20 protein-coding genes and 1 riboswitch are annotated in these 20,484 nt (G+C 66.3%); of the genes, 13 read left to right on the top strand and 7 right to left on the bottom strand.

Annotation, left to right across the window (positions count from 1 at the left end; genetic code table 11):
• Positions 1 to 154 precede the first annotated feature (154 nt).
• The 4 genes from V9F06_00700 to V9F06_00685 are packed head-to-tail and all read right to left on the bottom strand — an operon-like array spanning position 155 to position 5,004.
• A complete protein-coding gene (locus tag V9F06_00700) occupies positions 155 to 1,762 on the bottom strand; it encodes an ATP-binding cassette domain-containing protein (protein ID MEI2616140.1) in 1,608 nt (535 codons plus the stop codon).
• Entirely contained in the window at positions 1,759 to 2,793 is a 1,035-nt protein-coding gene (locus V9F06_00695; GenBank protein MEI2616139.1) for an energy-coupling factor transporter transmembrane component T, read from the bottom strand. The genes V9F06_00700 and V9F06_00695 overlap by 4 nt, the downstream gene beginning before the upstream one ends.
• Positions 2,790 to 3,530 (bottom strand): LPXTG cell wall anchor domain-containing protein, encoded by a 741-nt coding sequence (locus V9F06_00690; protein ID MEI2616138.1) that lies wholly within the window; start codon positions 3,528 to 3,530, stop codon positions 2,790 to 2,792. Before V9F06_00690 ends, V9F06_00695 begins: the two co-directional genes overlap by 4 nt.
• The gene (locus V9F06_00685) at positions 3,514 to 5,004 is read right to left on the bottom strand and encodes a hypothetical protein (protein ID MEI2616137.1); all 1,491 of its coding nucleotides are present in this window, start codon (positions 5,002 to 5,004) and stop codon (positions 3,514 to 3,516) included. The genes V9F06_00690 and V9F06_00685 overlap by 17 nt, the downstream gene beginning before the upstream one ends.
• Positions 5,005 to 5,117: 113 nt before the next feature.
• A riboswitch (cobalamin riboswitch) is annotated at positions 5,118 to 5,264 on the bottom strand.
• 87 nt (positions 5,265 to 5,351) lie between these two features.
• Here V9F06_00685 and V9F06_00680 point away from each other — a divergent pair.
• The 6 genes from V9F06_00680 (at position 5,352) to V9F06_00655 (ending at position 9,466) form a co-directional block, all read left to right on the top strand.
• Complete coding sequence (locus tag V9F06_00680) at positions 5,352 to 5,681, top strand: hypothetical protein (GenBank protein MEI2616136.1); 330 nt, start codon at positions 5,352 to 5,354, stop codon at positions 5,679 to 5,681.
• Positions 5,678 to 5,962, top strand: coding sequence for a hypothetical protein (locus V9F06_00675; protein ID MEI2616135.1), 285 nt, complete (start codon positions 5,678 to 5,680; stop codon positions 5,960 to 5,962). The genes V9F06_00680 and V9F06_00675 overlap by 4 nt, the downstream gene beginning before the upstream one ends.
• Before the next feature lie 666 nt (positions 5,963 to 6,628).
• On the top strand, positions 6,629 to 6,985 hold the full coding sequence (locus V9F06_00670; GenBank protein ID MEI2616134.1) for a sulfite exporter TauE/SafE family protein: 357 nt from the start codon (positions 6,629 to 6,631) through the stop codon (positions 6,983 to 6,985).
• The gene (locus V9F06_00665) at positions 6,985 to 7,377 is read left to right on the top strand and encodes a DUF1634 domain-containing protein (GenBank protein ID MEI2616133.1); all 393 of its coding nucleotides are present in this window, start codon (positions 6,985 to 6,987) and stop codon (positions 7,375 to 7,377) included. The genes V9F06_00670 and V9F06_00665 overlap by 1 nt, the downstream gene beginning before the upstream one ends.
• Positions 7,374 to 8,165 carry a 5'-methylthioadenosine/S-adenosylhomocysteine nucleosidase gene (locus V9F06_00660; protein ID MEI2616132.1) on the top strand — a complete coding sequence of 264 codons (792 nt, stop codon included), beginning with the start codon at positions 7,374 to 7,376 and terminating at the stop codon, positions 8,163 to 8,165. Before V9F06_00665 ends, V9F06_00660 begins: the two co-directional genes overlap by 4 nt.
• Positions 8,166 to 8,275: 110 nt before the next feature.
• Positions 8,276 to 9,466 (top strand): membrane dipeptidase, encoded by a 1,191-nt coding sequence (locus V9F06_00655; GenBank protein ID MEI2616131.1) that lies wholly within the window; start codon positions 8,276 to 8,278, stop codon positions 9,464 to 9,466.
• Here V9F06_00655 and V9F06_00650 read toward each other — a convergent pair.
• A complete protein-coding gene (locus tag V9F06_00650; GenBank protein MEI2616130.1) occupies positions 9,433 to 9,876 on the bottom strand; it encodes a hypothetical protein in 444 nt (147 codons plus the stop codon). The genes V9F06_00655 and V9F06_00650 overlap by 34 nt on opposite strands.
• A gap of 128 nt (positions 9,877 to 10,004) precedes the next feature.
• Here V9F06_00650 and V9F06_00645 point away from each other — a divergent pair, with 128 nt between their 5' ends.
• Positions 10,005 to 10,802, top strand: coding sequence for a helix-turn-helix transcriptional regulator (locus tag V9F06_00645; protein MEI2616129.1), 798 nt, complete (start codon positions 10,005 to 10,007; stop codon positions 10,800 to 10,802).
• Here the strand turns inward: V9F06_00645 and V9F06_00640 are convergent.
• Positions 10,799 to 11,344, bottom strand: coding sequence for a GNAT family protein (locus V9F06_00640; GenBank protein MEI2616128.1), 546 nt, complete (start codon positions 11,342 to 11,344; stop codon positions 10,799 to 10,801). The genes V9F06_00645 and V9F06_00640 overlap by 4 nt on opposite strands.
• 145 nt (positions 11,345 to 11,489) lie before the next feature.
• Here V9F06_00640 and V9F06_00635 point away from each other — a divergent pair, with 145 nt between their 5' ends.
• The 6 genes from V9F06_00635 (at position 11,490) to V9F06_00610 (ending at position 19,179) form a co-directional block, all read left to right on the top strand.
• Positions 11,490 to 12,086 (top strand): DUF937 domain-containing protein, encoded by a 597-nt coding sequence (locus V9F06_00635; protein ID MEI2616127.1) that lies wholly within the window; start codon positions 11,490 to 11,492, stop codon positions 12,084 to 12,086.
• Positions 12,087 to 12,180: 94 nt separating this feature from the next.
• Positions 12,181 to 14,460, top strand: coding sequence for a DEAD/DEAH box helicase (locus tag V9F06_00630; protein ID MEI2616126.1), 2,280 nt, complete (start codon positions 12,181 to 12,183; stop codon positions 14,458 to 14,460).
• A gap of 264 nt (positions 14,461 to 14,724) precedes the next feature.
• Entirely contained in the window at positions 14,725 to 16,149 is a 1,425-nt protein-coding gene (locus V9F06_00625) for a glutamine synthetase family protein (GenBank protein ID MEI2616125.1), read from the top strand.
• 287 nt (positions 16,150 to 16,436) lie between these two features.
• On the top strand, positions 16,437 to 17,282 hold the full coding sequence (locus V9F06_00620; GenBank protein MEI2616124.1) for a site-2 protease family protein: 846 nt from the start codon (positions 16,437 to 16,439) through the stop codon (positions 17,280 to 17,282).
• 42 nt (positions 17,283 to 17,324) lie between these two features.
• Positions 17,325 to 18,494: an aminotransferase class I/II-fold pyridoxal phosphate-dependent enzyme gene (locus tag V9F06_00615; GenBank protein ID MEI2616123.1), complete on the top strand. Its 1,170-nt coding sequence runs from the start codon at positions 17,325 to 17,327 to the stop codon at positions 18,492 to 18,494.
• A gap of 88 nt (positions 18,495 to 18,582) precedes the next feature.
• Complete coding sequence (locus V9F06_00610) at positions 18,583 to 19,179, top strand: DJ-1/PfpI family protein (GenBank protein MEI2616122.1); 597 nt, start codon at positions 18,583 to 18,585, stop codon at positions 19,177 to 19,179.
• 6 nt (positions 19,180 to 19,185) lie between these two features.
• Here V9F06_00610 and V9F06_00605 read toward each other — a convergent pair whose 3' ends face one another.
• Positions 19,186 to 20,397, bottom strand: a complete 1,212-nt coding sequence (locus tag V9F06_00605; GenBank protein MEI2616121.1) for an MFS transporter — start codon at positions 20,395 to 20,397, stop codon at positions 19,186 to 19,188.
• Between the last annotated feature and the right edge of the window lie 87 nt (positions 20,398 to 20,484).

The raw sequence follows: 20,484 nt of genomic DNA, 5'->3' as shown, positions 1-20,484 counted from the left end.
ACCGTAAACTGGTGGACGTCCGAGTGCAGGGGAGCGCCCTTGCCGATTCAAGTTTGTTGGTATTGTATATGTGTTTGATCCGCTTGCCATGTCTAAGGACGCACTGTACTCATTCCGACGCGGAATGCTAATGAGCGTGTGGCTCATTTGGCCATCAGCCGATCGTAAGATCCATCCTGCCAATCGTCGCCAGCGCATCCGCGATCGTCAGCACCTCGCCGCCGAAGAGGCGATTCATCTGCGTGGCGAAGGTGAGGGAGCCGGCCAGCGTGCGTTGCGGCGTGTCGTCGGCGATGACCTCGCCGTCGGCGAGCATGATGACGCGGTCGGCGACGGTGGCGATGAACTCGACGTCGTGGGTGGCGACGATGACCAGCCGTCCTGCCTCGGCGTACTGACGGACGAACCGCGCCAGCGCCGCCTTGTCGCGTCCGGGCAGGCCGCGGGTTGGCTCGTCGAGCAGCAGGACGCGCGGTTCCGCGATGGCGATCGCAGCCAGCGCGGCCCGCTGGCGCTCGCCGCCTGACAGGTCGAGCGGGTGGCGGTCGCGGTGGGCGGCGATGCCGAGCGCTGCCAGCAGTGGCGCGTTGTCGGCCTTGCGATCCTGGGCGCGCAGGGTGAAGCGGAGCTCGTCGGCCAGCGTCTCCTGGTGGAGGATGGCGGTCGGGTTCTGCGGGACGTAGCCAACCTCGCGGGCCAGCTCGTGAACCGGCCGGCGGGCGATGTCGACACCATCGAGCAGCACGCGACCACTGGCCGGCCGCAGCAGGCCGTTGAGGTGCTTGAGCAACGTCGTCTTGCCGGAGCCGTTGCGCCCGATCAGAGCGATGACCTCGCCGGCATGGCCGGCCAGCGACACGTCGCGCAGGGCCGGCGTGCCGTCGTAGCGATGGCCAACACCCTCCAGCCGGATCAGCTCCGGGCCAGGGGCGGGAGAGGGACGCGGCGGGGTGGTGGCTAGCGCAGGGAGATCGAGGCGGCGACGGGCCTGCTGGACGGTCAGTGGCGTTGGGCGCCAGCCGAGCGCGCGAGCGAGCTCGACCAGCGGGGGGACGTCGTCGAGCCTGTCGAGCATCTCCTGGACGGCGCCCTCGCTGAACCGGCCGCGATCGAGCACGCCGATGCGCTCGCTAAACGGCAGGACGCGGTCGAGCCGGTGCTCGGCGATGACGACGGTCATCCCCAGGTCATCGTTGAGCCGCCGCACGGCGGCCAGCACGTCGTGGGCGGCCAGCGGGTCGAGTTGCGAGGTTGGCTCGTCCAGCACCAGCAGGTTTGGACGGGTGGCGACGGCGGCGGCGATGGCGACGCGCTGGCGTTCGCCGCCGCTGAGCGTGGCCGTCTCGCGATTGCGCAGGTGATGGATGCCGAGCAGGTCGAGCGTCTCCTCCAGCCGCACACGCATCGTCCGTCGGTCGACGCCGAGGTTCTCCATGCCGAAGACGATCTCGTCCTCGACACGGTCGGCGATGACCTGCGCCTCGGGGTCCTGAAAGACGAACCCGACATCGGTGGCCAGATCGCGCGGGGCCGCGTCGCGGGTGTCATGGCCCAGCACCATGACGCAGCCGGCGAATCGCCCCCCGTGGAAGTGGGGAACCAGTCCGTTCAGGCAGCGCAGCAGCGTCGTCTTGCCCGCGCCAGACGGCCCGACGATAAGCGTGACCGAGCCGGCCTCGATCTGCCAGCAGACGCGCTCGATCGCGGCCTGCGCGGCGCGGGGGAACTGGTAGGAGAGCTCCTCGGCGACGACGGCGTTCACTGGCCGCTCCAGATCGTTGGCGTCAGCAGCAGAAGGATCGCGCCGCCGATCAACGGATCGAACGGGGGCGCGGTCAGGCGGGGAAATGGGTTATAGGTCAGCATCCCGTCGATAAGCGCGAGCCCCAGCAGGATGATTGCCAGCCCGGCTACCAGAGCGAGGACGACCGACGGAATGTCCCAGACGAGCGGACGGAACCGCGTGCGTTGCGACCGGGCCGGCGCGCTTGCCGCTGCCAGCGCCATCGCAGCGATCAGCAGCGCGACGCCGGGCAGAACCCGCCCGAAGCCGATCAGCGCGACGGCGGCGATCGTCACCCCGGCCGCGCCGGCCAGCGCCGGCCAGCGTCGTGGACGCGCGACCTGCCTTGCGCTGCTGCCGAAGCCGCGCGTCTCGAGCGCCTCCGCCAGCACCAGCGCGCGCTCCAGCTCGGCCCCGAGCAGCGGCGCCAGCAGGCTGATGGCATCGCGCGGGGAACGGAAACGATGGCCTCGGGCGCGTTGGGCATCGTAGATATCGCGGGCGGCGGCGATCGTCTGTGGGACGAGGGTCAGCGCGACCGCTCCGGCCACACCGAGCGTGGCGACGCGCGACGGCAGCAGGCGGATCAGGTCGGCCTGGCGGACTGCCGCGCTGAGTGTCGCGGCGGCGACCAGCAGCGTCCCGATCGCCAGCGCCGAGCTAACGCCGTAGACCAGCGCGTTCCAGGTCAGCGGCCCGCCAACGATCGGCAGGGCGTCCGGCAGCCGGGCAAAGACGCGATCTCCCGCATGGACGGTCAACACGTTGAAGCCGATCGAGAACGTCGCCAGTGTTGTGCCGATCAGCAGCACCAGCCGCCAGGCGCGAGCGAGCGAGCTAGAACGCGGGGTCGAGAGGTAGACGGCCAGCGCGACGAGCAGCGCCATGACGAGGTAAAGCGGATTACGGCTGAGCATCGGGACGAGCGCGATCGCGGCGAACCAGGCGAGCCACGCCGCCGCGTTCGCCGTCCCCTCGTTGCTGAGGGTGACATGCTTCACCGCGCTCATGGCCCGCGCGGTTTCCGGCGGCGGACGATCACGAGCCCGCCAGCGACGATGGCCGCCGCCGCCATCCCGGCGAAGATTGGCCAACTCGTCCCCTTGGTGTCGGTCTCCGGCGCGACAACTCGCGTGGCGGGCGTGCCGCCGGGTGGAATGACGATCGCGCGGACAGTCGGCGACGCGGCCGGCTGAGGCTGTGTCGTAGCTGCTGCCGCCGTCGTGGCGCTTGCTTCAACCGGGGACGCGGCGGGTGGTGAGCGGACACCGTTGAGCGCGGCGATCTCGTCGAGCGTCACTGCCGGCAGGCCGGCGTCGCCCGCCGTCCACGACCAGCCGTCGACATCGCCGTCGTGGACCTCGCGGCCGGATGGCCCGCTGAGCTCCTGGACCCAGGAGCCATTGCGCGATGTGTAGAAGTGCCAGAAATAGGCCGGGTTCGAGAATGACTTGCAGAAGCAGTTGTCGGACGGGCACCCCTCGCCGTCCAGGGAACAGACCGCCATGCCGAGCCCGCCGAACGGCGTCACAACGGCGTCCAGCCCGGACCGGGTGAGTAGCTCCTCGCTGGTGATCGAGTCTTCCTCGAACGAAACCCAGACATAGACCAGTGTCCCGTCGCCGTGGCGCACGACGATGCCGGCGCTGTGTGGCCCGGCAGCCGTCGCGCTGCCGCCCAGCAGCAGCGCGACAGTCAGGGCTAGCGCGATCGCCAGCCATCGTGGAGTGTTAGCGTGCCAGCGCACGGTCGAGTGCTCCAATGCCGAGCAGATCCAGATCGAATTCGCCGCCACGCTGGACGACGCGAGCGCGCTCGAACACCTGGGTTGTCACGCAACCTTCCGTGCCACATGTTTGTGTTGCCTCGGTCAGCGGGTAGCCGAGGATCGGGATGCCGCCATGCGATTCCCAGAACGAGCGCATGTCGCCGCAGATGTTGTGGTTGGTATTTCCGACGAAAGCGCAGTCGGCGGCCGGCTGTGCGGCGGCAGTAGTCGCCCCGTCGGCTGTCAGCGTCTCCGCGCCGAGCAGGCCGAGCAGGATCTCCCACTCGGTGCCGGCCAGATCGGCGTGCCACTCGAAGCGCGCCCGCTCGAAGTACTGGACCAGCAATCCGTCCTGTTCGTGCATCTCGCTGATCGGGTAGCCGAACGCTGCCAGCCCGCCATGCGCGCGCCAGAATGCGCCGAACGGCTCGCAGAGGTTGTGGCTCGTCTCAACGAAGAGCTCGCAACCCGGCAACGGCGCTGCCGCAGTTGCTGCCTCCTTCGCTGTGGCCGCAACCAGTGGCCGCGTCGGCGTCAGCTCGCCGAGGAGCGCAGGGATCGCCTGGACGGTCGCCATGAGCGAATCTCCCGGCATGGCCGGCTGGAACTGGAACGCGCCCGATGAGTTCTGGAACGACTGCAGGGCCGTAATGAGGTCGACGCCCTGCCATGACGCCGGGTTCTGACCCGCCGCGATGACCGCCTGGATCGCCAGCGCCGTCGAGTTGGCGTCTCCACCGCCAGCAAGGCTGTTCGCGTCGTAACCAACCGCCCCGTTCGGGTCACGGAGCGTGGCGAGGTATGCGAGGCCGGAGGCAACGGAGTCCGGGCTGGCCTTCATATGCTCCAACGTCTGGATCGCCAGCGCCGTCGTGTTGGAGTCTCCCGCGCCGGCCGGATCACCGGTGAAGCCCCACGAGCCGTCCTTTGCCTGAGCGGCCGGGATCGCCGCGACCGCGGCAGCGGGCACATCATCGCCGGCCGCGCTCAGCGCGATGACGGCCAGGAGGTGGCCATAGAAGCTGGGACCGTACCAGCCGGTTTTCGCATCGGCGCTCTGCCCGATCTTCTTGAGCAACCCATCGGGGACTGGTTGTCCGGCGACAGTGAACGCGAGCGCCACCTTCGCGAGAACCCCCGGATCGGTCACAGCGGGTGCGGCCGTGCCGAGCCAGGTCAGCGGGTCGACGTTGTTGCTGGAGATCACGGTTGCCGGATGGATACCGGCCGCCGCTAGCGCGATAATCGCATCGGCGGTTGCGCCGGGGTCGCTGGCGCCGCCGAAGCCGGCGAAGCCGCCGTCCGGCTGGATCTGTCCGCGCAACCAGCTGGCTGCCGTTGTCGCGCTTGCCTCCGCGCCGGATGGCGGCGCGGCAGTTGCGACGGGTATTGCCAGGATGAGGCTGGCGAGCAAGAGGACAATTGGTACTACGCGACCGAGACGATGAGCCACGAAACCCTCCACCGATGAGCGCCCTCAGACGCCAAAAAGAAAAAACCCACCTTCGAGCGGGTGGGGAGTGGAGGGCTCGGGTTGTCCGGCCGTCCTGCTCACTCGTGCTCGAAGCGAACTGGAACGGCAGCGAAGGGCTATCTGGCTCCGCGCGATGAATCACGCGTTACAGTTGCGGCACAGCGCCGGAATCTCACCGGGCTTTCCCCTTGTGACCCCACCGGACGCGCCGATGAGGACCCGCTGCCGCCTTATTGATCTTCTTGCAGGCGCTGAGGCGCCGCCCCGTCAGTCTGGCATGCGGCCGCCGTATCGTCAATCGACGGCGGCTTGAGAGGGAGCAGCACATGCTGACGCCGACGTTCTGGGTTGGGATCCTGTGCATCGTCCTGTTTCTGGAGCTCGTCCGGATCGCGATGACGACATGGGTGTTGAAATATGTCCTGGATAGCGCCACGCCACATCGGCCGGGCGAGGAGCGCCACGATGCCGGACGCGGCTTCCGGACCGCCGCCGCGCGTGGCCGGCGTGAGGCGTTGCTCGACTCGACGCTGCGATCGCTGCGCGGCGCGATGGCCGAGGTCGCGGCCGGCCAGGCTGGGTCGGCCAGCAGCCAGGCGATCGACGCGCTCGATCGCTACGCGGCGGCAGTCGTCGAGGAGCGAGCGATCCGATGAGCTCCTTCTTTCTCCTCTATGCATTGTCGATCAGTGTCGAGTTCGTTCTGACCCTGATGATGATGATGTTTCTTTTTCTGATCGCGGTTCCGGTTGGTCGCTCGCGACATGAGGAGACGATCCGACTGGCTCCCACCCCGCTGGCGACAACGGTCGAGCAGGCGCTGGCCGACGCGTTTGCCACCGTCAGCCAGGGGCGCGATGACCTCGTCGCCATCACGACCGCGCGAGCAATGCTCGTGCGGTTCGCGCGGTCAACCGATGTGGTAATCGGCGAGTAGTTGCCAACTGACGGCCGTGGATGCACCATTGCCCCAGGCGTGCTGTTCCGGGCTGCTGGGGGTGGCCGGTTCGCGCCTGACATGCTCGTCCCGGAGGTCACGACAACCAGCGAGTCCGACGTGGTGCTGAGATGCGTCGGCGTTGGTGGACGCGAGCCCGGATAGCTGAGAGGTGGCTCCCACTGGTCGAAGCAATCCTGATCGCGGCCGTTGCGCTCGGCGCGGGCGTCCTTGGCTCAATGCTCGGTCTCGGCGGCGGGGTGTTTCTCGTGCCGATCCTCTCGTTAGTCTTCGGTGTCCCGCTGAAGACGGCGATCGCTGCCAGCGCGATCGCGGTCGTCTCGAACTCCGCGTCCGGCTCGGCCGTCTATCTGAAGGCGCGATTCACCAATGTCCGTCTGGCGTTGGTCATGCTCGTCGCGATGGTGGCCGGCGCGATTGCCGGCGGATTCCTGGCCGTCAGCCTGCCGGAGTCGATTCTGAAGGGCTCGTTCGGCCTGCTGCTGCTCTACGTCTCGGCGGTCATGTTCCGGCGCGGACGCGGGGGGACGGCGCGCGCGGCCCCGACCGACACAACCGCGACCGAAGACCCGCACCGGCTCGGCGGACGCTACTTCGACGCGGCGACCGGAGGGATTGTGCGCTATGTGCCGCGGAAGCTTCTGATTGGCCTGCCCGGCGCGGGGTCTGGCCGGCGTCGCATCCGGCATGTTCGGCATCGGCGGCGGCCCGATCACCGTCCCGCTCTATACGATCGTGATGGGACTGCCGATGAAGGCAGCCACGAGCACCAGCGCGTTCATGTTCGGCCTGACGGCGTCTGCCTCGGCCCTGGTCTACTACCAGAACGACCTGGTGAACCCGATCGTGACTGTCCCGGCCGTGCTGGGGATCATCAGCGGGGCGCGCGTCGGCGCGGGAGTCGTCCGGCGGATCCACCCTGCCCACCTCAATACCGTCTTTGTCTTCGTCCTCGCCGGCCTGGCGATCTCGATGTTGCTCAATGCGTTTGGAGTCTACTGATGGCTGATTCGGCGGTCGATCCGCAGTCATCGTCGGCCGACGCCCCGGATCCGCAGCTCGAGCACCTCTACGATCGCATTGCCCAGATCCTGGCGATCGGATTCTGGGCCAGCATCGCCGTCATCGTCGCCGGCCTGCTGCTTGCCCTCGTCCGCGGCGAGGGCATCAATGACACGACGCACCACATGGAGACGGTCCTGCGTGAGGCTGTCAATCTCAACCCCAGCGGGCTTGTTGATATCGGTTTGCTCGGTCTGCTGCTGACTCCGCTGGCCTACGTCGCCGCCGCGTTGCTGACGTTCCTTCGACAGCGAGACAGGCTTTTCATCGCTGTCTGCGCCGCGCTGATCCTGCTCTTCGTCGCGACGGTCGTAAGGGCGCTCTACAAGTGACCGCCCGTGTCGCCGTCATTTGCGCGATGGACTCGGAGGCTGCCCATCTCCGCCAGCAGCTGGTGGGAGCCGCGGAGCAGCCGCTGGCCCGCTGGCGGAGAACCCGCGGGACGCTGGCCGGGGTCAGCGTCGACCTGATCGTCTCCGGCATCGGGATGGTGAGCGCGAGCGCGACGACCTCGGCGCTCTGCCTGCTCGATCCTCCCGATCTCCTGCTGAACTACGGCTGCGCTGGCGCGCACCGTCTGGACCTTGGCCCCGGGGACGTGATCATTGGCGACCGTGTCGTCCACTTCTCGGCGCAGATTGTCCGGCCCGACGGCACGCGGGATTACATGGGGTTCGACTACGTGGCGGATGGCGCACGGGTACAGACAGGCTCGATCCCGACCGCGCCGGAACTGGTCGCGCTTGCACAGCGCTGCGCTGCGCAGGTGCGCCTGCCAGCCTGGCCAGGCTACGAGACTATGCCGAGCGTCCATACCGGCACGGTTGCGTCGGCCGATATCTGGACGCAGCATAGCGAGACGATTCTCTCGCTCCACGTTCTGCACGACTCGCTCTGCGAGGAGATGGAGGCGGCCGCCATCGCCCAGGTTGCGGCGATCTACGGCATCCCGTTCCTGCCAGTGAAGGATGTCTCCAATAACGAGCTGCTCAAGGCGACCGGTGGCGCCACCGAGCGTGGCTGGCCGTCGCTGGGTGAGCAGGAGCTGGAAGTCGGCCGGCGGGCCGCGATGCTCGTCGAGGCGATCCTCGTCGAGGTGGGAAGCGGCGCTCCAGTGTGACCCTTCCCTGACCGAGAAGCCGGGGAGGTGAGGGAAGCGCCAGTCGACATGGTCCACACCCCATGCCTTCCCCAACCCGTATATCACTGATATAGAAGGAGGAACCATCTATGCCGGCCGGACATGCGCCGAGCTTGACGCCCGAGGAGGCGCGGGCGCTACATCGCCAATCGCTAGTCATCGACACCCAACAACCACCGATCACCTCCGGGATCGTCTTCACCCCCGGCATGCGCGAAACGCTGGGAGCACTCGCCGCGCAGGGACGGACGATCGCCGAGGTCGGGCCGGCGCTGGAGGCCGCGCTGGTGCGCGATATCCAGACCACCGAGCAGGGACGCGACATGTACCTCGACATGTGGCGACGCTCGGGCGTGACCGTCGCCTGCGGCACCTACGCTGGACCGGACCGGCTGGCGACCGCATTCGAGCGCTCGACCCGCCGGATCGCCAACGCTCAGGCAATCGTCGACGCCCTGCGTGACGACATGCTGATCGTGCGCCAGGCCGCCGACATCGAGCTCGCCCACACCGAGGGACGCCACGGGGTCATCATCGACTTCCAGAACACACTGGCGCTGGGCGACGACCTGGACCGCATCGACCTGTTCTACGGCCTCGGCCTGCGGATGGTCCAGCTCACCTACAACCTGCACACGCTCGTCGGCGATGGCTGCACCGACCGATATCAGGGCGGGCTGACGTACTTCGGCCAGGAGATGGTCCGGCGGCTGAACGCGGCGAAGATCATCGTCGATGTCAGCCACTGCAGCGAGCAGATCGGCTGGGACGCGATGGCGATCTCGACCGCGCCGGTGATCGTCTCGCACTCGTCGAGCAAGGCGGTCGCCGAACACGACCGCGGCAAGTCGGACGAGCTGGCCCGCGCCGTTGCCGAGCAGGGCGGCTACTTCGGCGTCGTCACGCTCCCGGGGTTCATCCGCGAGACGCCGGGCGCGTCGCTCGATGACGTCGTGCGCCAGATCAGCCACCTCGTCGATATCTGCGGGATCGACCACGTCGGGATCGGCACCGACAAGGCCGGCCCCGGCCCGGGCACCAGCTCGCAGGTCGAGTACCCGACGTCGATGCGCCCCCAGCTGGCCGGCGAGTTCAACTGGATGGGCTTCCGCGTCGAGGATCATCGGATCGGCAACGAGTACCAGCTGGCCGGCTACGAGAGCCTGGCCGACTGGCCGAACATCACTGTCGCCCTCGCCCAGGCCGGCTTCACCGAGGATGAGTTGCGCAAGCTGCTCGGCCTCAACTATCTCCGTGTCTTCCGGGAAATCGTGGGATGAGGGAGGCTGCGGATGTTGAGGTGCTGGAGAGTGGCGAAGGCTGCGACCATGGCTGCCTGAATCAGGATGAACGTGACTCCGAGTGCTGTTGGGTCGATCCTGCTGCTGAACAACAGGGCGACGCTGCCAACGACCCAGAGCAGATTCGCGGTGACCAACAATCGGACGAGCGCTAGCGACGAAGCTTTCCGTAGCCCCACCCACATCAGGAACGCGGCGTAGGGGATCAGGCCGACCCCCGCGAAGCGCAATAGCGTTGCTGGCAAGCCAAGAACACTGCCCAGCGGGCTAGCGGCCAGCGCCAGCAGTGTTGCGGCCGACCCTGTCACGATCGCGTCGGCGATGATGATGTTGCGGAGCAAATCGGGTCGGTCGGTCGGCGATTCAATGATGGTTCCGGTTATGGTCACAGTCGCTATCTCGTCTCTTCGAGGCAGTGGTCACAATCGATCTGGTTCGATTCTTTCTCCGAAGACGATAGAAATCCATTACCTCACAGGTAATGGCCGGCCGGCGCGACCCGAGTAGAATGCGTCCCATGCAGACGATGAATCGGCCCATCGGAGAGCTGTTGCGCGACTGGCGGCAGCGCCGGAGGAGGAGTCAGCTCGACCTGGCGCTCGACGCCGAGGTGTCGACGCGCCACATCAGCTTCATCGAGACCGGTCGCGCCCAGCCGAGCCGGGAGATGCTGTTGCGCCTGTTCGATCACCTGGAGGTGCCACTGCGCGAGCGCAACACGTTGCTGACAGCGGCGGGCTACGCGTCGGTCTATCTCGCAACGCCGCTCGACGAGCCGGCGATGGCCGCGGCGCGACAGGCGATCGAGATGTTGCTGGCCGGCTACGAGCCGTACCCGGCGCTGGCGATCGATCGCTACTGGAACCTCGTCATCGCCAACCGGGCGGTTGCGCTGCTGCTCGATGGCGTCGCGCCGGAGCTGCTCGAGCCGCCGGTGAACGTGCTGCGTCTCAGTCTGCGGGTGGATGGCATCGCGTCTCGGGTCGAGAACTTCGCCCAATGGAGAGAGCACGCACTCGGTCGTCTTCGTCAGCAGGTCGAGACGACCGGCGACCCGGTCCTCACAGCGCTCCTGGAAGAGGTGCGGGCGTATTCAACGCCGGACGCGGGTCGCCATCGCGAGCCGATCGTCCACAGTGGGGTGATCTTCCCGCTGCGTATTCGCACGGGCGCGGGTGTGCTCTCGTTCTTCACCGCGACGACGGTCTTCGGCACGGCGACCGATATCACGCTGTCCGAGCTGGCAATCGAGTCGTTCTTGCCCGCCGATGCCGAGACGGCCGCGGCGCTACGGCTCGTAGCGGACGGTGGTTAGCCCCCGGGTTGGCGCGCCTCCCACTCCGCGCGCAGCACGCCCATGTAGACGGCGTCGTCGTAGCGGCCGTTGCTCCAGACGTGCTGGCGCAGCCGGCCCTCCTCGATGAAGCCGCAGGCGTGATAGGCGGCGATGCCACGCGCGTTCGCTGCATGACACCAGAGCCAGACGCGCCGCAGGTTGCGGTAGCGGAAGGCGTACTCCAGCAGCAGACCGATAGCCTCGCGTCCATAGCCCTGGCTCCAGTAGTCCTTGTCGCCGATCGCGATGCCCAGCTCGGCGGTATGTGCCGTCCGATCGAAATGGGAGATCTGGCACATGCCGATGAATTCGCCGTCTGTCTCGATGGCAAAGACCGAGCCGTCACGCCCTCCGGCTGCCCAGTCGCGCTCGAAGTCGGCGGCCAGCCGTTCGAACGCCTGCGGCATTGGCGGGTCGCCGCCGCCGGCCAGCTCGACGGCCAGATCGTTGTTGAACCGCCAGAGCCGCGGCAGGTCGTCGCGCCCGATGGCGCGGAGCGTGATACGCGGTCCGTGGAGCATCGTGGTTTCCTCCGTCAAGGTCTGTGTCTGCCGCGATGGCTCGTAGTCGCAATGTAGCGGCTACGTATCATCCGATCCTGCCAGTATTATCACGATAGCAGGACAGGAACAGGCCGGCCCTGTATTGAGAGATGGAGTGTCCAGTATGGCATCCCTTGCCGAAATGCTCGTCCAGCAGGTAACCGCCGCAGCGCAGACTCCCGGGCAGCAATTGCCCGGTGGCGTCGATCCGCAGGCTGCCCAGACCGGTCTGGCCACGGCGGTTCCGCTGCTGATGGCCGCCCTGTCGCGCAATGCGCAGTCGCCGGAGGGCGCAGACGCGCTGCATCAGGCGATTGCGAAGGACCACGACGGCAGCGTTCTGGACAACCTGTCGGCCTACCTCAGCAACCCAGGCTACGACGACGGGGCTGGCATCGTGAAGCACGCGCTCGGCGGCAACCAGTCCGCGGTCGAGCAGAGCATGTCCCAGACGACCGGCCTCGACCCGGCGATGGTTGCGAAGCTTCTGCAATTCGCCGCGCCGCTCGTCCTCGGCATGCTGGCCAAGCGTCAGCGCGAGCAGAGCATGAGCGCGAATGACCTCTCGAGCATGCTTCAGCACGAGCAAAAGCAGGAGGCGGGCGCCAATCCAGACATGATGGATCTGGTCAGCAAGTACCTCGACACCAACAAGGACGGCAGCGTCGTGGATGATCTCCAGTCGCTGGCCGGCAAGCTGTTCGGCAAGCGCCAGCCGTAGCAAGGCGATTCGGTCGGCAGGAGGCGTCCGCTATACTGATCGCATAGAACATTCGTGCGATCGGGGCGGACGCGCCGCCCGCGAAGGACGTCCGATGTCGCTCGACGACTTTCTCGACCGGCTGAATCGTGAGCCGCGCTATGCGCCGTGCATCGCGGCGTGGCGGACGATCCCGGCCCAGGAGGCAGTCACCGCGCCGATGCCGGAGGCGCTCGACCCCCGACTGACGGGGGCGCTGGCCCAGCGCGGCGTGACCCAGCTCTACTCGCACCAGGCCGACGCCTTCGATGCGATCGAGAAAGGTCGCCACACTGTCGTCGTCACCCCGACCGCCTCAGGTAAGACGCTCTGCTACAACCTGCCGGTCCTCAACACGCTGCTGGCTGATCCGACGGCGCGGGCGATGTACCTCTTCCCGACCAAGGCGCTGGCCCAGGACCAGTACGCCGGCCTGCAGGCGATCATTGACGCCGCCGGCGTGGATATCAAGACGTACCCCTACGACGGCGACACCCCGGCGGCCGAACGGAAACTGATCCGCCAGGCCGGCCACATCATCATCACCAACCCGGACATGCTGCACTCCGGCATCCTGCCGCACCACACCCGCTGGCATCAGCTCTTCGAGAACCTGCGCTACGTCGTTATCGACGAGATGCACGGCTATCGGGGCGTCTTCGGCTCGCACGTCGCGAACGTAATCCGACGGCTGAAGCGCATCTGTCGGCATTACGGCTCCAACCCGCAGTTCATACTCGCCTCGGCGACGATTGCCAACCCGGGCGAGCTGGCCGGCAAGCTGATCGAGTTCGACGTCGAGGTCATCACCCGCAACGGCGCGCCGCACGGCCGCAAGGAGTTCGTCCTCTACAACCCGCCGGTCGTCAACCGGGCGCTCGGCATCCGCCGCTCGTCAGTGCTGGAGGCCAGTGGTCTGGCCAGCGAGCTGATCCGCTCCGGCGTCCACACGATCGTCTTCACCCGCGCCCGGACGACCGCCGAGGTGCTGCTGACCTATCTACGCGAGGCGCTGCCGCCGAAGCTCGGCCAGGCCAACGCGATCCGTGGCTATCGCGGCGGCTACCTGCCGCGCCAGCGCCGCGAGATCGAGGCCGGCCTGCGTGACGGCACGATCCGCGGGGTCGTCTCGACCAACGCGCTGGAGTTGGGTGTCGACATCGGCTCGCTGGACGCCTGCGTGATGACCGGCTACCCCGGCACGATCGCCAGCGCCTGGCAGCAAGCCGGCCGGGCTGGCCGGCGTGAGGACGTCTCGGCGGCGATCATGGTCGCCTCGTCATCACCGCTCGACCAGTTTCTCGTCCATCATCCCGAGTACTTCTTTGAGGGCTCGCCGGAGAACGGGCTAATCAATCCCGACAATCTGCTGATCGTCGTCAACCACATCAAGTGCGCTGCGTTCGAGCTTCCGTTCAAGCGTGGCGAGTGGTTCGGCCACTACGAGCCGACCGACGCGCTGGAATATCTGACCGAGGCGCAATTGCTCCACGAGGTGCGTGGCGTCTGGCACTGGATGTCCGACACATACCCCGCCGAGGACATCTCGCTGCGGACGGCGGCGCGGGAGAACGTCGTCATCATTGACCATGGTGACCGGGCGCGCCCGCGTGTCGTCGGCGAGGTGGACGCCTTCTCCGCGCCGATGCTGGTCCACACCGACGCGATCTACATCCACGACGGCCAGCAGTACCACGTCGACGAGCTTGATTGGGAATCAAAGAAGGCGTACATCCGGCCGGTCAATGTCGAGCACTATACCGACGCCAGCCTGTCGGTGCGAGTCGAGGTGATCGAGCAGCTTTCCGACGGGCCGGCCGATTCGGAGCGCGCCCATGGTGAGGTGCTGGTCGGCGCGATCGTCACCCAGTACAAGAAGATCCGGATGCATACCCACGAGAACCTCGGCTGGGGCAAGGTGTTCCTGCCGGAATCGCAGATGCATACCTCGGCATACTGGCTGAGCCTGCCGCGTTACCTCTCCGAGCGGATGCACGAGGCGACGCTGAACGGCGCGCTGGCCGGCCTGGCCAACCTGATCGGCAACATCGCTCCGGTTTACCTGATGTGCGACCCGCGTGACCTCGGCGTCTACGCTCAGGTGAAGTCGCCATTCACGGACTCCTCGACCGTCTTCATCTACGACAAGGTGCCGGGCGGCATCGGCTTTGCCGAGAAGCTCTACGACGCCCACGATCTCCTGCTCCGCGCCGCCCTCGACCACGTCCGCGGCTGCGGCTGCCAGGACGGCTGCCCCAGCTGTGTGGGAGTTCGCCCGACCGACGAGGCCCTGCCCTTCGCCAAGCAGACGACGCGGCAGCTGCTGGAGGTGCTGCTGATGCGGGCAGGGGGTTGACGCTGGGGGCCGGCCTCGTCTCGCCTTCGTGCGTTGTGCCCATATGGCACCGGCATTTCTCCACGAATTCGACCTCATCCCGGTATTTGCGAGTCGATGCAGGCGTTGAACACACGCTGCGGCTCCTCGGTTGTGCGAGATGCACAAAAACTCGTCGCCAATCTCATTTCCACGCACATACACGCCGGGTTGATAAACCGGCAGAATCGATCCAGACCGGACGAGCGGTCGGCTGGATCGCAGCGCGACGAGAAGGGATACACAGTGATCGAAGGGCTGCGCGACTTTCTTCACATCCACTACGATGAGCTCGAGGAGCTCAATCTGGCCGCAAAGGCAGACCGTGTGGCTCGGCGCGACCCGGGCGAGATCAAGGAACAACGCCTTCGCTATCTGGCCGGCGAGCAGCGTATCAAGGCGGTGACAGTCGCGTTCTCGGATCTCGAGGGCCGGCTTCACATGCTGGACTACGACAAGAAGTTCCTATTGAAGTCCCCGGATAACCTGACCTTCGACGGATCGTCGGTGCGTGGGTTCACGCGCCAGAAGGAATCCGACCTGCGGCTCGGCATCGACTGGTCGGCGTTCTACTGGCTGCCGGCCGATGCATTCGGGGCTGGCAAGGTGCTGGTGTTTGGCGAGGTTCAGGAGCCGGATGGCGCCCCGTATCGCGCCGACATGCGTGCCAGGCTCAAGGCATTTACCGACGAGAAGCGCGCGCGCGAGGGGTTGACCTGCTACGTTTCGAACGAGGTCGAGGGCATCCTCTTCAAGGGTCGGCATGCCGAACAGACGTATGTCGAGACCGGCGTGTTTGACCCGGTGACCACCAGTGGCTACTACCACTCGCTGCCGAGCGATGACCTGCGCCAGTTCATCGACGCCGCCGCCGAGGTGCAGCGGGCCCTGGGCTTCGAGAACGAGAAGGACCACCCCGAGGTCGCCCCGTCGCAGTTCGAGCTGAACTACTCGTACACCGAGGCGACGATCGCCGCCGACCAGGTGATGCTCTACAAGCTCGCCTGTCGCCAGGTGGCCAACAGGCTCGGGATGACCGCCAGCTTCCTGCCAAAGCCGATCGTCGGCGTCAATGGGAACGGCATGCACACCAATCTGTCGGTGGCGAAGGACGGCGTCAACCTGTTCTGGGATGAAGACGGCGAAGAGAATCTGTCCGAGTACGCCTGGACGTTCGTCGATCGGATTCTCAGCAGCGCGCTCGACCTGTGCCTGATGCTGAACCCGAGCGTCAACGGCTACCGACGGCTTGATCCAGCGTTCGAGGCGCCCAACGCGATCAAGGCTTCGCCGAGCGACCGCGGCTCGATGGTCCGTATCCCGATTGCCGACCGGAAATCATCGCGGGTCGAGGTCCGGTCAATCGCTCCGGATGCCAATCCGTACATGGTCATCTACTCGCTGCTTAGCACCGGCCTCGAAGGGCCGCTGGTCGAAGGGGTTCGCGGGACGACGTCGATCCTGCCGGACAATATCTATGATGCGATCACACATCTGTGTGGCAGCAATCATGCGGCAGAGTTGCTCGGTCCTGAGGTTCGCGACCGGTTCGGCGAGCTCAAGAAGGCTGTCGCCGTTCGGTCTCCTCGGGCCCTCGGGACGATGATCAAGACCGGCGAGATTCAGTTCCATCACGAGGTGACTAACCAGCATCTGTGGCGATTGTTCTAGCCTTCTCCCCACTCACCCACGTCATGGATGGCAAAGCGGGCCGCGCACGCGGCCCGCTTTGTTGTCTCTACTGGCTGCCGCATCCTGCTAAGGCGGCAGCGGCGGCAAGTGTCCGGCGAGCTCGGCCTCCGAAACGTTCACCGCCCGTTCATGCCGATTTCAGCAAGGTGGGCTAGGCTGGTGAAATATCGTCACCGGCGATGATATACTTGAGTCGTTCTGACTCAACTCTGCGTCCCGCGACACGACGATGTGAATGGCGGGATGCCTGCTGAATCGAGATTGTGATGTCTTTCGATCCCGATCAAATCTATGAAGCGGACTACCGGGTCTCCTCCGAGGGGGATGTCGTTCGCGCGCCGGCCCGGCGTGATCCGTGGCTGAAGCGTGTACTGGGTCCCGCTGGCGCGGCGTTGCTGTTCATCGCTACCAAGTTGAAGTTCCTGCTGATCGGGCTGAAGGGTGTGAAATTTCTCGGCACCGGCATCACGGCGCTGGTCAGCATCGGGGCCTATGCGCTGCTGTTCCCCTGGCAGTTTGCCGTCGGCCTGGTGGCACTGATCTTCATCCACGAGATGGGGCACGTCGTCGTTCTCCGTCGCTACGGCGTGCGGGCGACCGCGCCGATCTTCATCCCGTTCATGGGGGCGTTAATCGGGATGAAGCAGTTGCCGCGTAACGCCGTGATGGAGGCATACGTCGGGCTTGGTGGGCCGGTGATCGGCTCGCTCGGCGCGCTGGCCGCGTATGGCATCTACCTGCTCGATGGCCATCGGCTGTTTCTGGCGCTCGCCTACGTCGGTATCCTGCTGAACCTGTTCAATCTCTTGCCGGTCCTGCCGCTGGATGGCGGCCGGGCAGTCGGCGCGATCTCGCGTTGGCTGTGGCTCGTCGGGATCGCCGGATTGCTCGGGCTGATGATCTTGCGGCCCAGTCCGATCCTGCTCCTCATCCTTCTCTTCGGCGCACCCGAGCTGTTCCGGATATTCCGCGAACGCGGCAAGACGAACTACTACGACGTTTCGCCCAGTGAGCGGCTGACGATCGGCGTCATCTACTTCGGACTGATGTTCGTCCTCGGCTTCCTGCTCTACGAGCTGGAGCCACTCATGCACGCATTGCGGCCGGCGTAGGGCTGAAGATAGTCGGATAACGATGAGGAAGAACCGCCTGCCATGAAGATCGAGACCTTCGAGCTGGAACGTTGGATGACAACCTGGGAGACACAGGTCGAGTACGACATCGCCGAGAGCGGCATCCTGCCGATGACGATGAACGATCTGCTCGATCTGCTGCCAGAAGGCGAACGCGAAGGGACACTGGCCGGCCTGCTCGATACGCGGCTGGGCTACAGCGAAGCGCCAGGGTCGCTGGAGCTGCGCTCGCTGTTGGCCGCAACCTACCTTGACACCGGGCCGGACGAGATCCTGGTGACGACCGGCGCGATCGAGGCGAACTTCCTGGCCTTCAATACCCTGCTCGACCCTGGCGATCACGTCGTGGCTGTCTACCCTGCATATCAGCAGCTATACAGCGTCCCGCGAGCGATTGGCTGCGATGTCTCGCTCTGGCGACTGCGGCCGGAGAATGGCTTCCGCTACGACATCGCCGAGCTGGAGTCGCTCCTGCGGCCGAACACGAAGCTGATCGTCGTCAACACGCCGCATAACCCGACTGGCTCGATGCTCTCGGCAGACGATCTGGCGCGAGTTCACGCGCTGGCGGCTGAGCGAGGCTGCTGGGTGATGTGCGACGAGGCCTACCGCTGGCTGGATGTGCCGGGCGGCGATGTGCTTGCCCCGCCGGTGCGTGACCTCGGCGGGCAGGCGATCAGCGTCGGCACGTTTTCCAAGCCATTCGGACTGCCCGGGCTGCGGATTGGGTGGCTGGCTGCGCCGGCCGACATCGTCGCGCGCTGTTGGTGGATGCGCGACTACATCACCCTCTCCCCCGGCAAGCTGAACGACGCGCTGGCCGTCCTTGCCTTCCGCAACCGTGACCGGATTGTCGAGCGGACACGCGGGATCGTCGTCGCCAACCTGGCGACCGCCGAACAGTGGTTTGCCGAACACGCCGATATCGCTTCCTGGACGCCGCCGCGCGGCGGGCTGCTGGCGCTGCTGCGCTACGAGCTCGATATCCCGTCGTCGGAGCTGGCCGATCGTCTCGCGGCCGAGTACAGCGTCATGCTTGCGCCCGGCTCGGCGTTCGGCTACGAGCATCACTTGCGTGTCGGCATTGGCCAGCATCCTGCAGTGTTTGCCGAGGGGTTGCGCCGGACCGCTGCCTGCTTCGCCGATTTGCGGGCGAGCGGCGTTGCGTTGCGCCAGTCCTCGGGAGCGTGATCTGAGTCACAGCGCGTCATCGAAAGATAGACGAGGATAGGTGGATACCGATCAGTAACAAATCGATCGCGAGTCCGGAGGACTGAAGATGATTCGAAACGTCGGTATCCTCATCTTTCCTGACGTGGAGCTGCTGGACTTCACCGGCCCTTACGAGGCGTTCACTGCCGCGAACTACGGTGGCGCCGGCGAGAAGGTGTTTGAGGTGTTCACGGTCGCCGAGCAGTTGGACGAGGTGCGGGTTCGCGCTGGCCTGCGGGTGATGCCGGATTACACCCTTGACGATGCGCCGAAGATCGACGTTCTGGTCGTTCCCGGCGGGCAGGGCACGCGGCGCGAGGTGAACAATCCGCGACTGGTTGGCTGGATCGCCGACGTGGCAGAGCAGGCCGAGTTGGCCACGTCGGTGTGCACCGGCGCGTTCCTGCTGGCGGAAGCCGGTGTGCTGGCCGAACACAGCGTCGCGACGACCCACTGGGCCAGCATCGATCGGCTGCGCGATACCTACCCCAGCCTCGATGTGCGCCACGACGTCCGGTTCGTCGACGACGGAACGGTCGTCTCATCGGCCGGTGTCTCGGCCGGCATCGACATGTCGCTGCACGTCATCGAGCGCCTCTGCGGCCACGACGTCGCCGCCGGTTCTGCCCGGCTGATGGAGTACGACTACTGGAAGCCGGCCTGACCGGCGCTAGGGCCGGTCGCTGCCGCGCTCCTGGATCTGGCGCATTCGCAGCTCGCTTGGCAGGAGTAGCGCGATCGGAATCGCCAGCAGGATGACGAGCGACTGCGCGCGCATGGCGGTCTGGATGCTGAAGGCGTCGGCAATCGCGCCGGTGATCGGGACGCCGATCGCGCCAGTGACGAAGCCGAGGCCGAGAATCAGTCCGGAGGCGACACCGGCGCGACCCTGCATCAACTGCTGGGCCATTACCAACAGCAGCGGAGCGGTCGATGCCGCCAGAATTCCGACTAGCGCGCCGGTCAGAAACGCGATCCCGCCGGTGAACTGGGTGAAGAGCAGGATCGCCGGGATCGTCGCGATCAGCGAGCCGATGATCAGCGCCCGCCGGCCGTGGCGGTCGGCCAGCGAGCCGGAGCCGAGCGTGCCGGCCGCGCTGGCCAGCGTAATCGTCGTGGCCAGGAAGCCGTAGAACGCCTTCGAGTAACCCAGATCGTCGTACCAGGTCGGGATGAACGCCTGCAGGCTGCTCATCGTCCACGAGCGCGCCATCATCACGATGATGACGGCCGCCAATAGTCCCCAGGGGATGGCAGGAAGGCCAGTCCGGCCGTGCCGCGACCCGGTTCCCTTGACGGCGATCTGCCGCATCTCCAGCAACAGCCAGATCGCGATCGCCGCGCCTGGCACGACCATCAGCCCGATACCGCGGATGCCAAACAGCGCCAGCAGGGCAACGCCAATCAGTGGCCCGATGGCGAAACCGATCGTCCCACCGGATGCGTAGACGGACATTGCGCTGTTGCGGCGGCGATCGTCGATGACGGCGTTAGCGTTGAGCGCGCCGAACGGATGGAAGGCGCCCGAGCCGAGGCCGGCCGCGCCCGCCAGCGCGACGATCATCCAGAACGACGACGCGGCGGCGATTGCCGAGAACATCACCGCCGTCCAGACCAGCGCCACACCGGTCAGCCGGGTGCCGTAGCGGTCGGCCAGCCAGCCGAAGAGCGGCTGCGAGACCGAGCCGACGCCGCTGTAGGCCAGCGCGACCAGCCCGACCGTCGCCAGGTCGAGACCGTACTTGCGCGAGAGGACGGGGAACAGCACCGGCAACAGGCCGGCGTAGAGATCGATCGTCATGTGGCCGAGGAAGAGCGTGATCAGCGGGCGATTACGGAGGACGCTGGTTGTTGGCGCGGTGGTCGATGGTGCGACGCTCAACTCGGTTCCTGCTCGTGTGCCAGGCGGCGCTACGGCCCATTTGCCGTAGCGCCGGCCAGCGTACGCATCCGAACGTAGTGCGTCAAC

Source organism: Thermomicrobiales bacterium, assembly GCA_037045155.1.
GTDB lineage: Bacteria > Chloroflexota > Chloroflexia > Thermomicrobiales > CFX8 > JAMLIA01.
This window is presented reverse-complemented; position numbering and strand designations above follow the sequence as displayed.

Coding starts and splice junctions, on each gene's coding strand:
- V9F06_00695 (MEI2616139.1), bottom strand. CDS start 2,793: ATGAGCGCGGTGAAGCATGTCACCCTCAGCAACGAGGGGACGGCGAAC.
- V9F06_00680 (MEI2616136.1), top strand. CDS start 5,352: ATGCTGACGCCGACGTTCTGGGTTGGGATCCTGTGCATCGTCCTGTTT.
- V9F06_00675 (MEI2616135.1), top strand. CDS start 5,678: ATGAGCTCCTTCTTTCTCCTCTATGCATTGTCGATCAGTGTCGAGTTC.
- V9F06_00665 (MEI2616133.1), top strand. CDS start 6,985: ATGGCTGATTCGGCGGTCGATCCGCAGTCATCGTCGGCCGACGCCCCG.
- V9F06_00655 (MEI2616131.1), top strand. CDS start 8,276: ATGCCGGCCGGACATGCGCCGAGCTTGACGCCCGAGGAGGCGCGGGCG.
- V9F06_00645 (MEI2616129.1), top strand. CDS start 10,005: ATGCAGACGATGAATCGGCCCATCGGAGAGCTGTTGCGCGACTGGCGG.
- V9F06_00640 (MEI2616128.1), bottom strand. CDS start 11,344: ATGCTCCACGGACCGCGTATCACGCTCCGCGCCATCGGGCGCGACGAC.
- V9F06_00635 (MEI2616127.1), top strand. CDS start 11,490: ATGGCATCCCTTGCCGAAATGCTCGTCCAGCAGGTAACCGCCGCAGCG.
- V9F06_00630 (MEI2616126.1), top strand. CDS start 12,181: ATGTCGCTCGACGACTTTCTCGACCGGCTGAATCGTGAGCCGCGCTAT.
- V9F06_00620 (MEI2616124.1), top strand. CDS start 16,437: ATGTCTTTCGATCCCGATCAAATCTATGAAGCGGACTACCGGGTCTCC.
- V9F06_00615 (MEI2616123.1), top strand. CDS start 17,325: ATGAAGATCGAGACCTTCGAGCTGGAACGTTGGATGACAACCTGGGAG.
- V9F06_00610 (MEI2616122.1), top strand. CDS start 18,583: ATGATTCGAAACGTCGGTATCCTCATCTTTCCTGACGTGGAGCTGCTG.